Source organism: Brevibacillus humidisoli (genome assembly GCF_020923435.1).
Classification (GTDB): domain Bacteria; phylum Bacillota; class Bacilli; order Brevibacillales; family Brevibacillaceae; genus Brevibacillus_E; species Brevibacillus_E humidisoli.
Window position 1 is genome coordinate 3201144 of record NZ_CP087263.1, and the last position, 15661, is coordinate 3216804.

The window sequence follows — 15661 nt, forward strand, 5'->3', positions numbered from 1 at the left end:
CATGAAAAAGATTCTGGTGGTATGTGGAAATGGATTGGGCAGCAGCTTCATTGTGGAGATGAACGTAAAGAAAATCCTCGCTGAGATGGGCGTGCAAGCGGAAGTCTCCCACACCGATCTGGCGACGAGCAAAACAGAGCAGGCAGATGTGTATCTGGGCTCAAAAGATATTGTGGATCAACTGGAAGATGGCAAACGCTGCGTGATTGGTCTTGAGAACATTTTAAACCAAGCAGAGATCAAGGAAGCCTTGCAACAATACTTCACGAAGGGATGATCATCGATGCTTGATCTAATCATGAAAGACATACTGGGAACCCCAGCGATCTTGGTCGGGCTGTTTGCCCTGGTCGGATTGCTGCTGCAGAAAAAAGGGACGGCTGATGTCGTCTCCGGAACCTTAAAGACAGTCATGGGCTTTCTGATCCTGGGCGCTGGCGCAGGCATATTGGTGGGCGCGTTAGACGCTTTTGGCAAAATGTTTGACATGGCCTTTCACATCCAGGGTGTGATCCCCAACAATGAAGCGATCGTCGCGCTCGCCCAGCAAACCTTTGGCGCGGAAACAGCGATGATCATGCTGTTCGGGATGATCGTCAACATCCTGTTGGCGCGCTTCACCCCGTTTAAGTACATTTTCTTGACGGGTCACCACACGATGTTTATGGCGTGCCTGATTGGCGTGATCTTGTCGACCGGTGGTGTGAAGGGCGTACCAATGGTGATCATCGGGTCGATTATCCTCGGTGCATTGATGGTCTTATCTCCTGCCATGCTGCAGCCTTTTATGAGAAAAATTACAGGTACCAATGACATTGCGATGGGTCATTTCGGTTCTGTCGGTTACTTGGTGGCCGGGTATATCGGAAAAGTGGTCGGCAACCCGGAAAAATCGACAGAAGAGATTAAAGTGCCAAAATCACTGGGCTTTTTGCGAGATACATCCGTTTCTGTATCCTTAACGATGACGCTCTTGTTTCTCATTGTGGCCCTTGCAGTAGGGCCAGGATTGGTTGAGCAGGAACTAAGCGGTGGCCAAAACTACCTCGTCTATGCGGTATTGCAAGCGATTACCTTTGCCGCAGGGGTCTACATCGTACTGGCCGGGGTGCGGATTCTGCTGGCCGAGATTGTGCCCGCCTTTAAAGGGATTGCCGACAAAGTAGTGCCAAACGCCATTCCGGCACTTGATTGTCCGACGGTCTTCCCGTTTGCCTCCAATGCCGTTGTGATCGGATTTTTTGCCAGCTTTGTCGCAGGTTTGGTATCGATGTTCTTATTGCCGATCTTCGGATTGAAAGTGATCGTACCCGGACTTGTCCCCCACTTCTTTACCGGTGCCGCGGCCGGCGTGTTTGGAAATGCGACAGGCGGCCGTCGCGGAGCGATTGCCGGCGCCTTCGTAAACGGTTTGCTGATCAGCTTTTTGCCTGCGATGCTTCTGCCGGTACTGGGCTCGCTCGGATTTGAGGGAACCACCTTTGGCGACGCTGATTTTGGCATCGTCGGGATTATTCTGGGGAAAGTAGTGGCTTTAGTGAACTAATATGGCTTTGGTAAACTATTATGGCTTTGGTGAATGCATACGCTGCGATTACACCGCATGATGATCTGTCTATTAAGCAGGCGCTGCTGAAAAAAAGCAGCGCCTGTTTGCTTGCTGTATTCCCCTGCATGTTTGCTAACCAATCGAAACAGCCCACCCTTACACCATCGGATCGGGAACAGACCGTCTCAAGCGTCCAAAGAGAAAGATCATAAGCGCGGTCAACGCCTCAGCCGCAGGTACGGAGAGCCAAATCCCGTTGAGACCCAACCAGTCCGGCAGCAGCCATAAAAACAGCAAAACGAGCAGGATTCCCCGGCCAATCGTAATGATCAAGGCGACGGGGATATACCCTACTGATTGAAAATAGGTGGCGTACACCAGGTTGTAGCCTAAAAACAAATAGTTTAAGAAAAACAAACTCAACCCGTTCACCGTCAGTTGATACAGTTCCTCCGAGGTGACGTCGAACAGGGCGACGAGGGGTCCGGCAAAAAGCCAGCCTGTACCAAGAAAAAAGAGGCCCAGCCCCAGCGCCGTGATCACGGCCAGCCGCATGCAGCGCTTCAGACGATCGTACAGCCGTGCTCCGTAGTGAAAACTGGCGAGCGGCTGCAGCGCTGACCCGACTCCGAGAAATACGAGCAGCATCAAGGAGTGCAGATAGTTCAAGATTGAATAGGAAGCAACGCCGATCTCTCCAATCATCCGCATGAAGGCCAGATTCATCGCAATCGTCACGATCGCGATGGCGATCTCGGCAACAAAACTGGGAAAGCCGATCGTCAAGATGCGCTTGATCGTGTGACCATCAAAGCGAACGGGCACCCACCGCAGCGTCCTGTTCCGCCGGAAAAAATGGGTAAGCAGGACGATAAAGCCGATCCCGGTTGCCTGAACAATCGCGTACGCCGCCCCCGCCACTCCCCATCCCCAGACAAATATGTACACGTAATCGAGGATCACATTGAGGATCGCAGTTACAATCAGAGAGGCCATCGACAGATTGGGATTGCCATCGTTGCGAACAAAGATGCTCAGTATATTCTGAAAAACAAACACGATCCCGTACATCAACAGAATCGACAGGTAATCCAACGCATACGGCAGGATCACCTGATTGGCCCCAAGCAGCAGGGCGAGAGGTTCGATGTTGAACAGGCAGATAATCATGATCACGCCGATCAGCAGAATAGCCAGGGTACAGGCTTGGGAAAAGATCGATTGCGCCTCTCTCTGCTTGTTTTCCCCCAGGGAAATGGAATACAGCGTCGCTCCGCCAATCCCAATCCATAGCGAGATCGAGATGAAGATCGAAAAAGCAGGAACGGCGATATTGACCCCTGCCAATCCATTGGGGCCGACTCCATGACCAATAAAGATACCGTCAATCACAATGTTGACAGACATTAAAAGCATACCGAGAACCGAAGGGAGCAGATAGGCAAAAAACAACTTCCCGATTGGTGCTTCACGTAGTTTTGCTGCTGTTGCTGACATGGTTGTAACCTCCACTCAAACTGTTTCCAGTATAAACCGCAGTTGTCCAACTTGAAAGTCACACTGTTTCCAGCACGCTCAAGAGGTATAATGAAAGCAAATCTTTTGATCGAACATCCCTTCAGGGCCGCTTCTTGTTCCCCCTAAAGACAGATAGTGAAGGAGGATTCCCATGGCCAAACTGCTGATAGCCGACCGCGACCAAAACGAACGAACCGGGATTGCCTGGCTCGTCTCCTCCTATGCGCTCAACTATGAGATCGTGCTGACAGCGGGAACGCCGACCGAAGCATTTCGCCTGATCGAAGCAGAAGTACCTGACGTGATCTGTATCGAACTGGACATGATTCCGCGGGAAGCATGGGACAGTTTTAAGGAGCTGATCCATCATTACCAGCCCGTGGTCATCGTGATGACCGCAGAGGCCACATTTGAGAGAGCTGTGCAGGGAATTGAACTGCACGCTATTGACCTGTGGGTGAAGCCACAGTCACCCGATACGATCAAACGGGTCCTCACCCGCTGCGCAAGGGAACTGCTCCCATCTGTGCGGGCATCGGCAGGAACCGCGGCTCCTGCTTCACCTGCCGTCTCCTACCGTTCCTTGTTTTTGCCGCAAGAAGCATCTGGCACCTCCTACCACTTGATGCTGATCCAGCCGGAAGATACGGCACAACTGACGACGCTGCTCAGCTATTTGCAGGAGTACCCGTTTCACGCGCCGCCCGTGCTGCTGCCGCTCAGCGACGCCATCGTCTGTGTCTTCCCCTCCGAGCACTTGCAGTCAGCACAGCAGCTGCACTACCTGGGAAGCCGTCTCTTGCGGGAGTGGGAAGAAACATCTGCTGAACCCTTGTCTATCGTCATCTACGACACAGACGATCCGCTGCTGACACTCAACCAGAAGTACCGTCATGCCAAGCAGGCTCTCGAAATCCGTTTCTTTAAGGGATACCGGCAGATTTCAGTGGTACAAGGAAAAGTAGATTGGCTGATGATTGACCCGTTCCTCACGCCTGCCGAACAGCGAACCTGGATCGAGATGCTTAACGACGGGGATCGGGAGAAAATCAAACGCTGGATGTACCGGGAGTTTTTAAACAAGGAAGCACCCTATCCCGAACCGGGACTGCTGCGGATTCGGCTGACCAGCATACTGGCACAGGTACGCCGCTTCATGAAGTCGTACTACCTGGACGAAGGCGCGGTGGAAGATCTCTATCACCGTGTTTTTGAGACGATCCTGTACAATCCGATCCTCTACCGGATCGTCCAGGAATTCCTGCTGTTTCTCTACGAAGTGCTGGATGCCGCCAGTCACCACCGGGAGAGTGCTCGTACCGATGTGGTCGAACAAGCGCTCCGCTATATGGAAGAACAGTTTCAGCAGTCTGATCTGCGTCTGGAAGACGTCGCCCGCTACGTCGACCGCAGCCCGGCTTATCTCAGCTCGCTGATGACCAAACGGACGGACAGCTCGTTCCGCCAGCTGCTCACCTCGATCCGACTCAAGGAAGCACAGCGCCTGCTGCTGGAAACCAACCTGTCCGTACAGGAAATCGCAGATAAGAGCGGGTTTGTGAATGCCAACTACTTCAGCAGAATTTTTAAAGAAAAAACAGGAACATCCCCCCGCTCGTTTCGAAATCGTAAAAAATGAAAGAAACCGAAAGAAAGTGCTTATATCGCTGTAAGCGCTTTTTCTTTTGTCCACGTTGACAGAAAAAAATGAAACCGATTCGAAAGGGAGCCTCCTGTTTTTCGCTGCTCCTCTTTTTCTATACTAAAGAGGAGCAAATCCATTATCGAAAAGCAGGTGAGATCATGCCTATCACAAACCATACGAACAAGCGAGTTGTGCCCCTGTTGACCGGCACAGAACTTCATACCAAAGGCTGGATACAGGAAGCAGCACTGCGCATGCTGCACAACAACCTGAATACCGATGTAGCCGAGCGGCCGGAAGACCTGGTCGTCTATGGCGGCATCGGTAAAGCAGCCCGCAACTGGGAATGCTTTGACGCGATCGTAGAAACACTGAAAAACCTGGAAGCCGACGAGACACTGCTGGTGCAGTCGGGTAAGCCGGTAGCCGTCTTTAAAACACATGCAGACGCGCCGCGCGTACTGATCGCCAATTCCAACCTGGTACCAGCCTGGGCTAATTGGGACCACTTCCATGAGTTGGACAAAAAAGGCTTGATGATGTACGGCCAGATGACGGCCGGCAGCTGGATCTACATCGGCAGCCAGGGCATTGTGCAGGGCACGTATGAGACGTTTGCTGAATGCGCGCGCCAACATTTTAACGGCAGCCTGGCAGGTACGATCACGGTTACCGCTGGTCTCGGCGGGATGGGCGGCGCCCAGCCACTGGCCGTCTCTCTCAACGGCGGGGTCAGCATCAATATCGAAGTAGACCCTACCCGCATCCAGCGCCGCCTCGATACGAAGTACCTCGATGTGATGACCGACAATCTGGACGAGGCGATTCGGTTGGCGCTCGATGCTAAACGGGACAAAAAAGACCTCTCGATCGGACTGCTCGGCAACGCTCCCGAAGTGCTGAACGAGATGCTGCAGCGCGGCTTCATTCCCGATGTGCTGACCGATCAGACATCGGCGCACGACCCGCTCAACGGGTACATCCCAATCGGCATGAGTCTGGAGGAGGCAGCCGAACTGCGCCAGCGCGATCCCAAGGCGTACGAGGAAAAATCACGGGCAAGCATCGCCACTCATGTTCGGGCGATGCTGGAGATGCAGCAGCGGGGAGCGATCACCTTTGACTACGGCAATAACATCCGCCAAGTAGCCAAGGATGAGGGAGTGGATAATGCTTTTGACTTCCCGGGCTTTGTTCCTGCCTATATTCGCCCTCAGTTCTGCGAAGGTAAAGGACCGTTCCGCTGGGCGGCGCTGTCTGGAGATCCGGAAGACATCTACAAAACGGATGAAGTGATCCTGCGCGAGTTCAGCTACAACACGCATCTCTGCAACTGGATCAAAATGGCCCAGCAGCGGATTCAGTTCCAAGGTCTCCCCGCCCGCATCTGCTGGCTGGGCTACGGCGAGAGGGCCCGCTTCGGCAAAATCATCAACGAGATGGTTGCCAAGGGTGAACTAAAGGCTCCCATCGTGATCGGGCGCGACCACCTCGACTCTGGCTCGGTCGCTTCCCCCAACCGGGAGACGGAAGCGATGAAAGACGGCAGCGATGCGGTGGCCGACTGGCCGATCCTCAACGCGCTGATCAACGCCGTCGGAGGCGCGAGCTGGATATCGGTCCACCACGGCGGCGGTGTAGGGATGGGATACTCGCTGCACGCCGGGATGGTCATCGTAGCAGACGGTACAAAAGAAGCGGAGAAACGTCTGGAACGCGTCCTGACTAGTGACCCGGGAATGGGAGTCGTTCGCCACGCCGACGCCGGATACGAGCTTGCCATCCAGACGGCAAAGGAAAAAGGGGTCCACATCCCGATGCTAAAAGAGTAGTGACCAGTCATGCATACGGAAACGATTTGTCCTGATTGCAACGCTTGATTGAAAGGAGAGATTCCATGAGCACAAAACCGCTCTGGATTCGCCATGCCAGCCAGTTGGTGACACTGGCTGGCAGTTCCCGCGAACCGCTCACCGGAAAACGGATGGAGCAACTGTCCATCATTGAAGACGGCAGTGTCTGGCTGGAGGATGGCCTGATCCGCCATGTCGGCACCGACCAAGAGGTGGCTACAGCCTGCCGGGAACGGATGCAGGATGCAGACATCATCGATGCCAGCGGCAAAGTGGTCACCCCTGGCCTGGTTGATCCCCACACCCACCTGGTGTTCGCCGGCAGCCGTGAAGACGAATTCGACTTGAGACTAAAAGGCGCGACGTACATGGAGATCATGAATCGGGGCGGCGGCATCCACGCTACCACCTCCGCTACCCGCCAGGCTAGTCACGAGACCCTTTACCGTGAAAGCAAAAAACGGCTGGACCAGTTCCTCCTGCATGGGGTGACCACCGTGGAAGCAAAGAGCGGATACGGTCTGTCGCTGGAGAATGAACTGAAGCAGTTGGAGGTCGCCGCCGAGTTGAACAAGAGCCATCCGATCGACATCGTCAGCACCTTCATGGGTGCCCATGCTGTTCCACAAGACTACAAAGAGGATCCCGACCGCTTCGTCGATTACGTCATCGATGTGATGATCCCGGAAGTAGCCCAGCGTAAGCTGGCTGAGTTTAACGATGTATTCTGCGAACGAGGTGTTTTCACGCCTGAGCAGTCACGTCGGATTCTCGAAGCAGGGCGAAAGCATGGTCTGCTGCCCAAAATCCACGCGGATGAGATCGAACCATATGAGGGAGCGGAACTGGCCGCCGAGATCGGAGCCGTATCTGCCGATCATCTGCTGCGCGCATCCGACAAGGGGATTGCGATGATGGCGGAGTCTGGCGTGATCGCTGTCCTGCTGCCTGGAACCGCCTTTTTCCTGATGGCGGAGTCAGCCAACGGCCGGAAGATGATCGACGCTGGCGTGCCGGTGGCCCTCTCCACCGACTGCAATCCCGGCTCTTCACCGACCGTTTCCCTGCCGTTGATCATGAATCTGGGCTGTCTCAAAATGGGCATGACCCCGGCGGAAGTACTGGTCGCCACCACGATCAACGCAGCCCACGCCATCCGCCGCGGTCATGAAGTAGGCAGCATCGAAGTAAACAAAAAAGCAGACATCACGATTTTTGACGTGCCCAACTACATGCAGCTGCAGTACCGCTACGGCGTCAACCACACCGATACGGTGATCAAGGCTGGCGTGAAAGTAGTGGAAGGAGGACGGTTGGTGTGACACGGTACCCGTATCCCCAACTAAAACCGCCATCGTTTTCCTGGGAGCGGAGCACGGCTGGAGCCGAGCGAAAAGTGCACGAGTGGATTGAGACACTTGATCCGGCGCAGACAGCGGAAGTTGACTGGTCCCGTTATGATGTGGCCATTCTTGGCGTTCCCCTGTCCCGCTCGTCGATTTCTGCTTCCGCTGCCAGTGAGAATCCGGATGCGATGCGTCGGGCCTGGAAGTACTTCAATACGTACAACCTGGATTACGATCAGGACCTATCCGCTCTGCGCGTCGTCGATCTCGGCGACGTCCGCCAGCACGTAACCAGCATCGAGACTTGTCATCGCCATATCCGCGAAGCGATGGCCAGCATGCGCACCCATCATCCCAACATCATGCCGGTGGTGATGGGGGGCGATCACTCGATCACCGCGATGTTGGTCAAAGGCTACAGGGACGTGCACCGCGACGAACGGGTCGGCATCCTGCAGTTGGACACCCACTTCGACCTGCGTGACCTGTCGGACAACGGGCCGAGCAACGGCACACCGATCCGCAATCTGATCGAAAGCGATGTAATCCGCGGCGAAGATGTCTACAACATCGGACTGCACGGCTTCTTCAACGCCCGCTCGCTAAAAGAATACGCTGACCAAAAAGGTGTCAACTACGTAACCCTGCACCAGGCTCGCAAAAGAGGGATCGAGAACACGATTGGCGAAGCGCTGGAGTCGTTGAGCCGCAAGGTGGATACGATCTACCTCACCGTTGACATGGACGTGCTGGACATTGCCTATGCCCCTGGTGTGCCGGCTTCCACTCCCGGCGGGATGCGCAGTGACGAACTGTTTGCAGCCGTTTGGCTGGCTGGTCAGTGTGACAAGGTAAAAGCGGCTGACATCGTCTGCCTCGATCCGTTCAAGGACCTGAGGGACATGACTGTCAAAACGGCGGTCCATGTGATGCTCTCGTTCTTGACAGGGGTTGCCCAGCGGTTGCAGACGTGAAACATTTCTTGGTTCATATAGGAAGTGCGCGTATCAGGCGCATTTCCTATGCGAAGCTTCTGAAAGCGCATTCAGTTCGTTTTTCTGCACGCCAAGATTTTAATGCAGTATAACAGTAAAGTGATCCGCAGCATGGGAGGGAACGATCAAGATGAACAATCAAAAGAAGATTCGTTGGGGAGTATTTTTACCTATGGCCATCTTGCTGGTGACAACGGTTTTGATTGGCATCGTCGCACCAGAGCAGTTCTACAATCTGCAAACGGCGATTGTCGATTTTGCCTTCACCAACTTCGGTTGGCTCTTTAACCTGATGGCCCTCGCTCTTATTTTCATCTGTCTCTATCTCGGATTCTCAAAGTACGGATCGATTCGCTTTGGCGGAAAAGACGCCACTCCCATTGTGACCAAATGGCAATGGTTCGCAATCTCACTCACGGCCGGGATCGGGGTTGGCATCTTGTTTTGGGGTACCGCAGAACCGCTTTATCACTTCAGCAGTCCGCCACCAGAATTGGGCATTCAACCAGGCACGGAAGAGGCAGCGCTTTTCTCGATGGCCGCGGTCATGGAACAATGGACCCTCGCTCCCTATGCGATGTACGTCATCTGCGGTATTGCGGTAGCCTATGCCCACTACAACTTGAAACTCCCTTACAGCGTCGGATCAACCCTTTATCCGCTGCTGGGCAAAAAAGCATTCGGTGTATTCGGCACGGTCATCGACGCCATCTGCATGTTCGCGATCGCCGGAGCGATGGCTGCCATCCTGGGTGAGGGCGTCCTGCAGATTGGCAGCGGGCTCGACCACCTGGCGGGCATCAGCACCGGTCCCGGGTTATGGTCCGTGCTAGTGATTGCAATCACTGCCACCTATATCATCTCCAGCTACACCGGGCTGCAGAAAGGGATCAAGACCCTTGCAGACTTTAACGCCAAACTTTTCCTGTTCTTGATGATTTTTGTCTTTGTTTTCGGACCGACTACCTTTGTACTCAATCTCGGTACAGAAGCAACTGGACATTATCTCAGTCACATGCCGGAAAAACATCTGTGGATGAGTCCGATGGAAGGATCCGATTGGCCAAAAAGCTGGCCGATCTTCGAGTGGGCCTTGTGGATGGCTTATGCTCCCATCATCGGGATGTTCCTGGCCAGGTTGGCGTACGGCAGAACGATTCGCCAGTTTGTCGTGATGAATCTGCTTTTGCCCGCCGGTTTTGGAGCGATCTGGTTCTGGGTTTTTGGGGGCTCAGCGATTTACTTTGACTGGAAAGGCGGCGGCCAGTTGTGGGACATGATTCACACGCAAGAAGGCGGCCTGGAGCTCTCGCTGTTCGCCTTCCTTGAGCACTTCCCCTTGGCTACCCTGATCAGTTGGATTCTCTTGATTGCCGTCTATATTTCCTTTACGACCTTGGCTGACTCGCTGACGACCACTGTCTCATCGCTTACCACCACGGGCAATACGATTGCCGATCCGGAACCGCCCGGAAAAATCAAACTATTCTGGGGTATCATCATGGGTTTGTTGGCCCTGCTGAACATTACAGCGGGAACCGGCGGAGATATCACCGGTATCGACGCAGTCAAGCAGATGGCCACCGTGGCAGGATTTCCTGTTCTCTTCTTCATGATCGTCCAGACGTACTCTACCATCAAAGGAATCTTGCAAAAGGAAGTATATGACCGAGCGAATCACCCGGACACGGCGAACATCGACATGGCTGAGGAAGAAGCTGTCGCAGCAAACCACACGGCCTGATTGAAATGAATACAGTTCTGATCAGCAAAGGGGAGTGCAGAAGATGTGTCTTCCGAACAAGGTAACGATCGACCATGATGATCTTCGCATAGAGGAACTGGTCGCCGTCGCCCGCTATCATGCTCAATTGGAGCTAGCAGATGAAGTAAAGGCGCGGATTGTTCATGGACGCAGCCTGGTCGAACGGTTTGTCTTCGAGGAAAGGGTCGTCTACGGCATCACGACGGGAGTTGGCGACAACGCGCGCGTAAAAATTTCGACTGCCGACTCCAAAGAACTGCAAAAAAACCTGATTATGAGCCATGCTTGCGGAGTGGGAGAGCCTCTGGCACAAGAGCAGGTCAGAGCGATCATCATGATGATGATCCAAAGTCTGTCCCAAGGCTACTCTGGTGTCCGCCTGGAAACCGTGGAAGCGCTGGTTTCCCTCCTGAACCATGAGATCACCCCGCTTGTGCCAAAAGAGGGGTCTCTGGGCTACTTATCCCATCAAGCCCATATCAGTCTCGTTTTGTTGGGCATGGGAGAAGCGATCTGCGACGGGCGGCAGATGAGCGGGCGTGAAGCATTGCACAGCTGCGGACTTGAGCCGATCGAGCTTTTTGAGAAAGAAGGACTTTCGTTGATCAATGGAACCGTGGATATGACCGCCCTTGGTGCGCTTGCTGTCTATGATGCGATCAATCTGCTGAAGACTGCCGACATCGTCTCGATGATCAGTTTCGAAGCGCTGAAAGGAACCTATCGCGCCTACGATCCGCGAATCGCCAGGGTGAAACGTCATCCAGGGATACAGAAGACCATCGAAAATATACAGCAATTGATCAAAGGAAGCGAAATCGCCGAAAGATTCAAAGATTACCGAACTCAGGACGCGCTCAGTATCCGTTCGATCCCCCAGATCCATGGGGCTAGCAAGGATGTGGTGGCCTTTGTAAGAGAGGTAATCGAAAGAGAAATCAACTCCGCCTCGGATAACCCCCTGGTTTTTGATGAGCATGGAGGCGTCGCCATCTCCTCTGCCAACTGCCATGGGGAATCGGTCGCCATGGCGATGGATATGCTGGCTATGGCAATCACAGAAATCTCCAATGTATCCGAGCGCAGGATATTCCGGCTGGTCTCTCCACAGTACAGCGGGCATCCCGCCTTCTTGGTGGATAAGAGCGGGGTTCACTCCGGCTATATGATACCGCAGTATACGGCGGCTGCCCTGGTGTCGGATAACAAGGTGCTGTCCCACCCCGCTTCCGTCGATTCGATTCCAACTACGGCAGGGCAGGAGGACCATGTCAGCATGGGCACTTCTGCCGCATTGAAAGCCGTAAAAGTTATCGGGAATACCGAAAACGTACTGGGGATTGAATGGATGTGCAGCAGCCAGGCGCTGGAGTTTATGCAGCCCCTCAAACCGGGGGTCGGAACGGCAGCGGCGTACCACCTGTTCCGCCAGCATGTTCCACCGCTTGAACAAGACAGGGTATTATCCCCCGACATCCGGCAAGCTGCCGATCTGATTCGCAGTGGCAAGCTCGTAGGCTTGATCGAAGAGGAAATCGGCGAATTGCAGGTATAGGAGCCATTAGCGCCCTGTTTATCCCTCATCAGGTGTAGACAGGGCACTATGGCCATCCCCATAAAGGATCATTTCGCAAAGGAGGATGTTGCGTTTGAAAGAACAATCCGGCATTCAGCTTGAAACCAGAGGGCCTTCTACTGCCCCTGCCAGTGTGGTCAAGTTCATTGTGTTTAGTTTAGTCGGTATTTTCATGTTTTTTATTCCTGTCACCGTGAACGGTAGTTCTTCTATCCCGCTTGATCATATCGTCACCTGGTTCAGGACAAGTTTTCCGTCTGTAGTTCCTCTCTATGCTCTGATCGTCATTCTGTTAGGTGCTCTTTATCCCTTTATTACGAAAAGCTGGAACAAAGACAAGGTCAGCATCGTTTTCTCCTTTTTAAAAGTACTTGGCGTGATCGTCGCTGCGATGATTTACTTCCAGATGGGACCTGCCTGGATGATGGCCAGCAGCATGGGGCCGTTCCTCTTTGAAAAGTTGGTGATTCCGGTAGGGCTTTTGGTGCCGATCGGTTCCGTCTTTTTGGCCCTGATCGTCGGCTATGGTCTGCTGGAGTTTATCGGCGTGCTGCTGCAGCCGGTCATGCGTCCAATCTGGAAAACACCGGGCCGCTCAGCGATTGACGCTGTCGCCTCGTTTGTCGGCAGTTATTCGATTGGTCTTTTGATTACAAACCGGGTATTTAAAGAAGGCAAGTACACGATCAAAGAAGCAACGATTATCGCTACCGGATTTTCCACCGTATCGGCCACCTTTATGATCGTCGTGGCCAAGACCCTCGGCCTGATGGAAATCTGGAATCTCTACTTTTGGGCTACGCTGATCATTACTTTTGCCGTAACCGCCATCACCGTGCGGATCTGGCCGCTTAGCAAGCTGAGCGACAGCTACTATACGGAGACAGGGGAGCCGGAACAAGTGATTCGCAGTCAATTCCTGTCCACTGCTTGGAGACAAGCGATGGAAGCAGCAGACAAATCGTCAGGTCTAGCCCGCAATGTCTGGGAAAACCTGCGCGATGGGTTTGTGATGACGATGAGCATCCTGCCCTCGATCATGTCTGTCGGCTTGATCGGCCTAGTGCTGGCCGAGTACACCCCGGTATTTGATCTGCTGGGCTACATCTTTTATCCATTTACCCTGCTGCTGCAGATTCCGGAACCGCTGCTGGCAGCAAAAGCGTCTGCGATCGAAATCGCCGAGATGTTCCTGCCCGCTCTGCTGACGGCAGACGCACCCCTGATCACAAAGTTCGTCATCGGCGTCCTGTCCGTCTCGGCCGTCCTGTTCTTCTCGGCCACGATCCCCTGCATCCTGTCGACGGATATTCCGATCAGCATTCCCAAGCTGCTGATCATCTGGCTGGAGCGGACCATCCTCACCTTGATTATCGCTGCGCCCGTGGCTTACCTGCTGTTGTAGGAAGTACAGAGAAGTAGTGGATAAGCCAAACGCCCGAGGGTAAAACCTCGGGTGTTTCCTTTTCGTTCACACTTTCTTGTTATTCTGAGTCGTACAACTTATTCTGAGTAATGACACCAAGAAGACTGTCATTTCATGGTATACTATCATGGGTCTTACAACGGAAGGCCACTGCAATGACCATTTGGCCAAAAGGGTGGGGTCTGGATTGAAACGCGTACTCGTACTGGGGTGTGCTGGATAAGGGAAGTCAACTTTTGCTCAGTCTTTGGGCCGCCTGACAGGTTTGCCGGTGATTCATCTGGATTCATTTTACTGGAAGCCCGGTTGGCAAGCGACTCCCCGTGAGGAGTGGGAGGAGATTGTAACAAAGTTGGCCGAACAAGACGAGTGGATCATCGACGGAAATTACTCACAAACGCTTGATGTTCGATTGGACAAGTCCGACACGGTGATTTTCTTCGACTTTCCAAGATCCCTCTGTCTTTACCGGGTAGTCAAGAGGAGAATACAGTATCACGGAAAAACCAGAGCAGACATGGCAGAAGGCTGCTCGGAAAAAATTGATTGGGAGTTCTTGCAATGGATCTGGAACTTTCGTAAAAAGAAAAGACCGGCGATTCTACAAAAGCTAAAGGCGGTACAAGACGGAAAAACGGTGGTCATCTTCCGCCATCCTCAAGAAGCGGAGCAGTATCAAAAGGGGATTCGCGACAACTTCTATTGAAGCAGAAACGCGGCCGAAAAGCCTACTCCTGAATACTGTCACACCATCATGCCATTTTCTATCCAATGACGATGAGGTCTCCAGAAAAATCTGAAGACCTCATGACGGCCAAACTTATTTCTCTACTGCTACCACGTTTTTTTCTTGGAACAGAACTTTCAATATCGGAGGAGTCACAATTGTCGTAACCAACACAACCATAATCAGCACGGAGAACATCGACCCTTCAATAATCCCCTGTTCCAGCCCAAGCGCAGCCAGAATCAAGGCAACCTCTCCTCTGGAGACCATACCTGCCCCGATGCCGAGAGAACTGCGCCAAGAGAATCCAACCCATTTCGCCCCCAATCCGCTGCCGATCAGCTTGGCGAGAATCGCCAGCAGACTGAGCGGTATGACCATCCACATCCCGTCTACACCGCTGATTTGTGTACTGATCCCAATGCTGACGAAGAAGATCGGGACAAAGATGCCGTAACTGAGCACTTCCACCTTTTCGATCATCTCTTCCTGCATCCGGGTCGTGGAAATAGCGATGCCCGCCAGATAAGCCCCAATGATACCGGCTACACCGGTTGCCTCTGCGAAGTAAGCAAACGAGAAGCAGAGGATCACGGCCAATACCAGAGGAGCCTGCTGAATACCTGAGTGGGCAAAGCGATTCATCACCCACGGAACAACCTTCCAAGCGATAAGGATGGCTGCAGCAAAGAACAGGAATTTCTTCAGCACCACCATTCCGACGCTTACCCCCGAATCGATCAAGCTCATCAACAACGCAAGCAAGATGATCACCGCAATGTCGTCGAGCACGGCCGCTCCAAGGATGGTGGCTCCTTCTTTGCTTTTTAATTTCCCCAGTTCACGCAGCGTCTGAACGGAGATGCTCACGCTGGTCGCCGTCAGCACCAATCCGAAAAACATCGATTCAAATGGAGATAGTCCGAGCATCATCCCGGAAGCATATCCCCCAGCTAGCGGCAGGATAATGCCACCAATCCCGACGGCTGTAGAGGCCTTGGCGCTAGCCCGAAACTCCCTGAGATTGGTCTCCAAACCAGCAATAAACATCAGTAGAATAACGCCTACATTGCTAAGTTCCTGCAAAATTTCACTGTTATTGACCCACCCCAACAGAGACGGTCCGATCACGATTCCGGCAACCAACTGCCCCAGCACTGACGGCTGCCCCATCTTGACACTAATGCTTCCCGCCAGTTTTGCTGCAAGCAAGATAATGACTAGTTCCAATACCAACACACGTACTACCTCCTTAGCGTAA

General features: G+C 53.3%; 12 protein-coding genes. 10 read left to right on the top strand and 2 right to left on the bottom strand.

The window, feature by feature from the left end; all coding sequences use genetic code 11:
- The first annotated feature begins 1 nt into the window (after position 1).
- Both LOK74_RS15740 and LOK74_RS15745 read left to right on the top strand, forming a co-directional pair.
- A complete protein-coding gene (locus tag LOK74_RS15740) occupies positions 2-277 on the top strand; it encodes a PTS sugar transporter subunit IIB (RefSeq protein WP_230042967.1) in 276 nt (91 codons plus the stop codon).
- Between the two features lie 6 nt (positions 278-283).
- Positions 284-1546, top strand: a complete 1263-nt coding sequence (locus tag LOK74_RS15745) for a PTS ascorbate transporter subunit IIC (RefSeq protein WP_230042968.1) — start codon at positions 284-286, stop codon at positions 1544-1546.
- Between the two features lie 159 nt (positions 1547-1705).
- Here the strand turns inward: LOK74_RS15745 and LOK74_RS15750 are convergent, their stop codons facing one another.
- The gene (locus LOK74_RS15750; protein WP_230042969.1) at positions 1706-3046 is read right to left on the bottom strand and encodes an MATE family efflux transporter; all 1341 of its coding nucleotides are present in this window, start codon (positions 3044-3046) and stop codon (positions 1706-1708) included.
- A 172-nt stretch (positions 3047-3218) separates the two neighbouring features.
- On the opposite strand from LOK74_RS15750, the gene LOK74_RS15755 reads away from it, so the two are divergent.
- The 8 genes from LOK74_RS15755 to LOK74_RS15790 all read left to right on the top strand — a co-directional run bounded on the left by LOK74_RS15755 (position 3219) and on the right by LOK74_RS15790 (position 14379).
- Positions 3219-4706: a helix-turn-helix domain-containing protein gene (locus tag LOK74_RS15755; RefSeq protein ID WP_230042970.1), complete on the top strand. Its 1488-nt coding sequence runs from the start codon at positions 3219-3221 to the stop codon at positions 4704-4706.
- 164 nt (positions 4707-4870) lie between these two features.
- Positions 4871-6544, top strand: coding sequence for a urocanate hydratase (gene hutU, locus LOK74_RS15760; RefSeq protein ID WP_230042971.1), 1674 nt, complete (start codon positions 4871-4873; stop codon positions 6542-6544).
- Positions 6545-6609: 65 nt separating this feature from the next.
- On the top strand, positions 6610-7887 hold the full coding sequence (gene hutI, locus LOK74_RS15765; RefSeq protein WP_230042972.1) for an imidazolonepropionase: 1278 nt from the start codon (positions 6610-6612) through the stop codon (positions 7885-7887).
- On the top strand, positions 7884-8885 hold the full coding sequence (gene hutG, locus LOK74_RS15770; RefSeq protein ID WP_230042973.1) for a formimidoylglutamase: 1002 nt from the start codon (positions 7884-7886) through the stop codon (positions 8883-8885). The genes hutI and hutG overlap by 4 nt, the downstream gene beginning before the upstream one ends.
- 151 nt (positions 8886-9036) lie before the next feature.
- Positions 9037-10650 carry a BCCT family transporter gene (locus LOK74_RS15775; RefSeq protein WP_230042974.1) on the top strand — a complete coding sequence of 538 codons (1614 nt, stop codon included), beginning with the start codon at positions 9037-9039 and terminating at the stop codon, positions 10648-10650.
- 43 nt (positions 10651-10693) lie between these two features.
- Positions 10694-12226, top strand: a complete 1533-nt coding sequence (hutH, locus tag LOK74_RS15780) for a histidine ammonia-lyase (protein ID WP_230042975.1) — start codon at positions 10694-10696, stop codon at positions 12224-12226.
- A gap of 85 nt (positions 12227-12311) precedes the next feature.
- Complete coding sequence (locus tag LOK74_RS15785; RefSeq protein ID WP_420908679.1) at positions 12312-13652, top strand: YjiH family protein; 1341 nt, start codon at positions 12312-12314, stop codon at positions 13650-13652.
- 292 nt (positions 13653-13944) lie between these two features.
- On the top strand, positions 13945-14379 hold the full coding sequence (locus LOK74_RS15790) for a P-loop NTPase family protein (RefSeq protein ID WP_230042977.1): 435 nt from the start codon (positions 13945-13947) through the stop codon (positions 14377-14379).
- Positions 14380-14493: 114 nt separating this feature from the next.
- On the opposite strand, the gene LOK74_RS15795 is transcribed toward LOK74_RS15790, so the two are convergent.
- Complete coding sequence (locus LOK74_RS15795) at positions 14494-15639, bottom strand: cation:proton antiporter (RefSeq protein ID WP_230042978.1); 1146 nt, start codon at positions 15637-15639, stop codon at positions 14494-14496.
- Positions 15640-15661 lie beyond the last annotated feature (22 nt).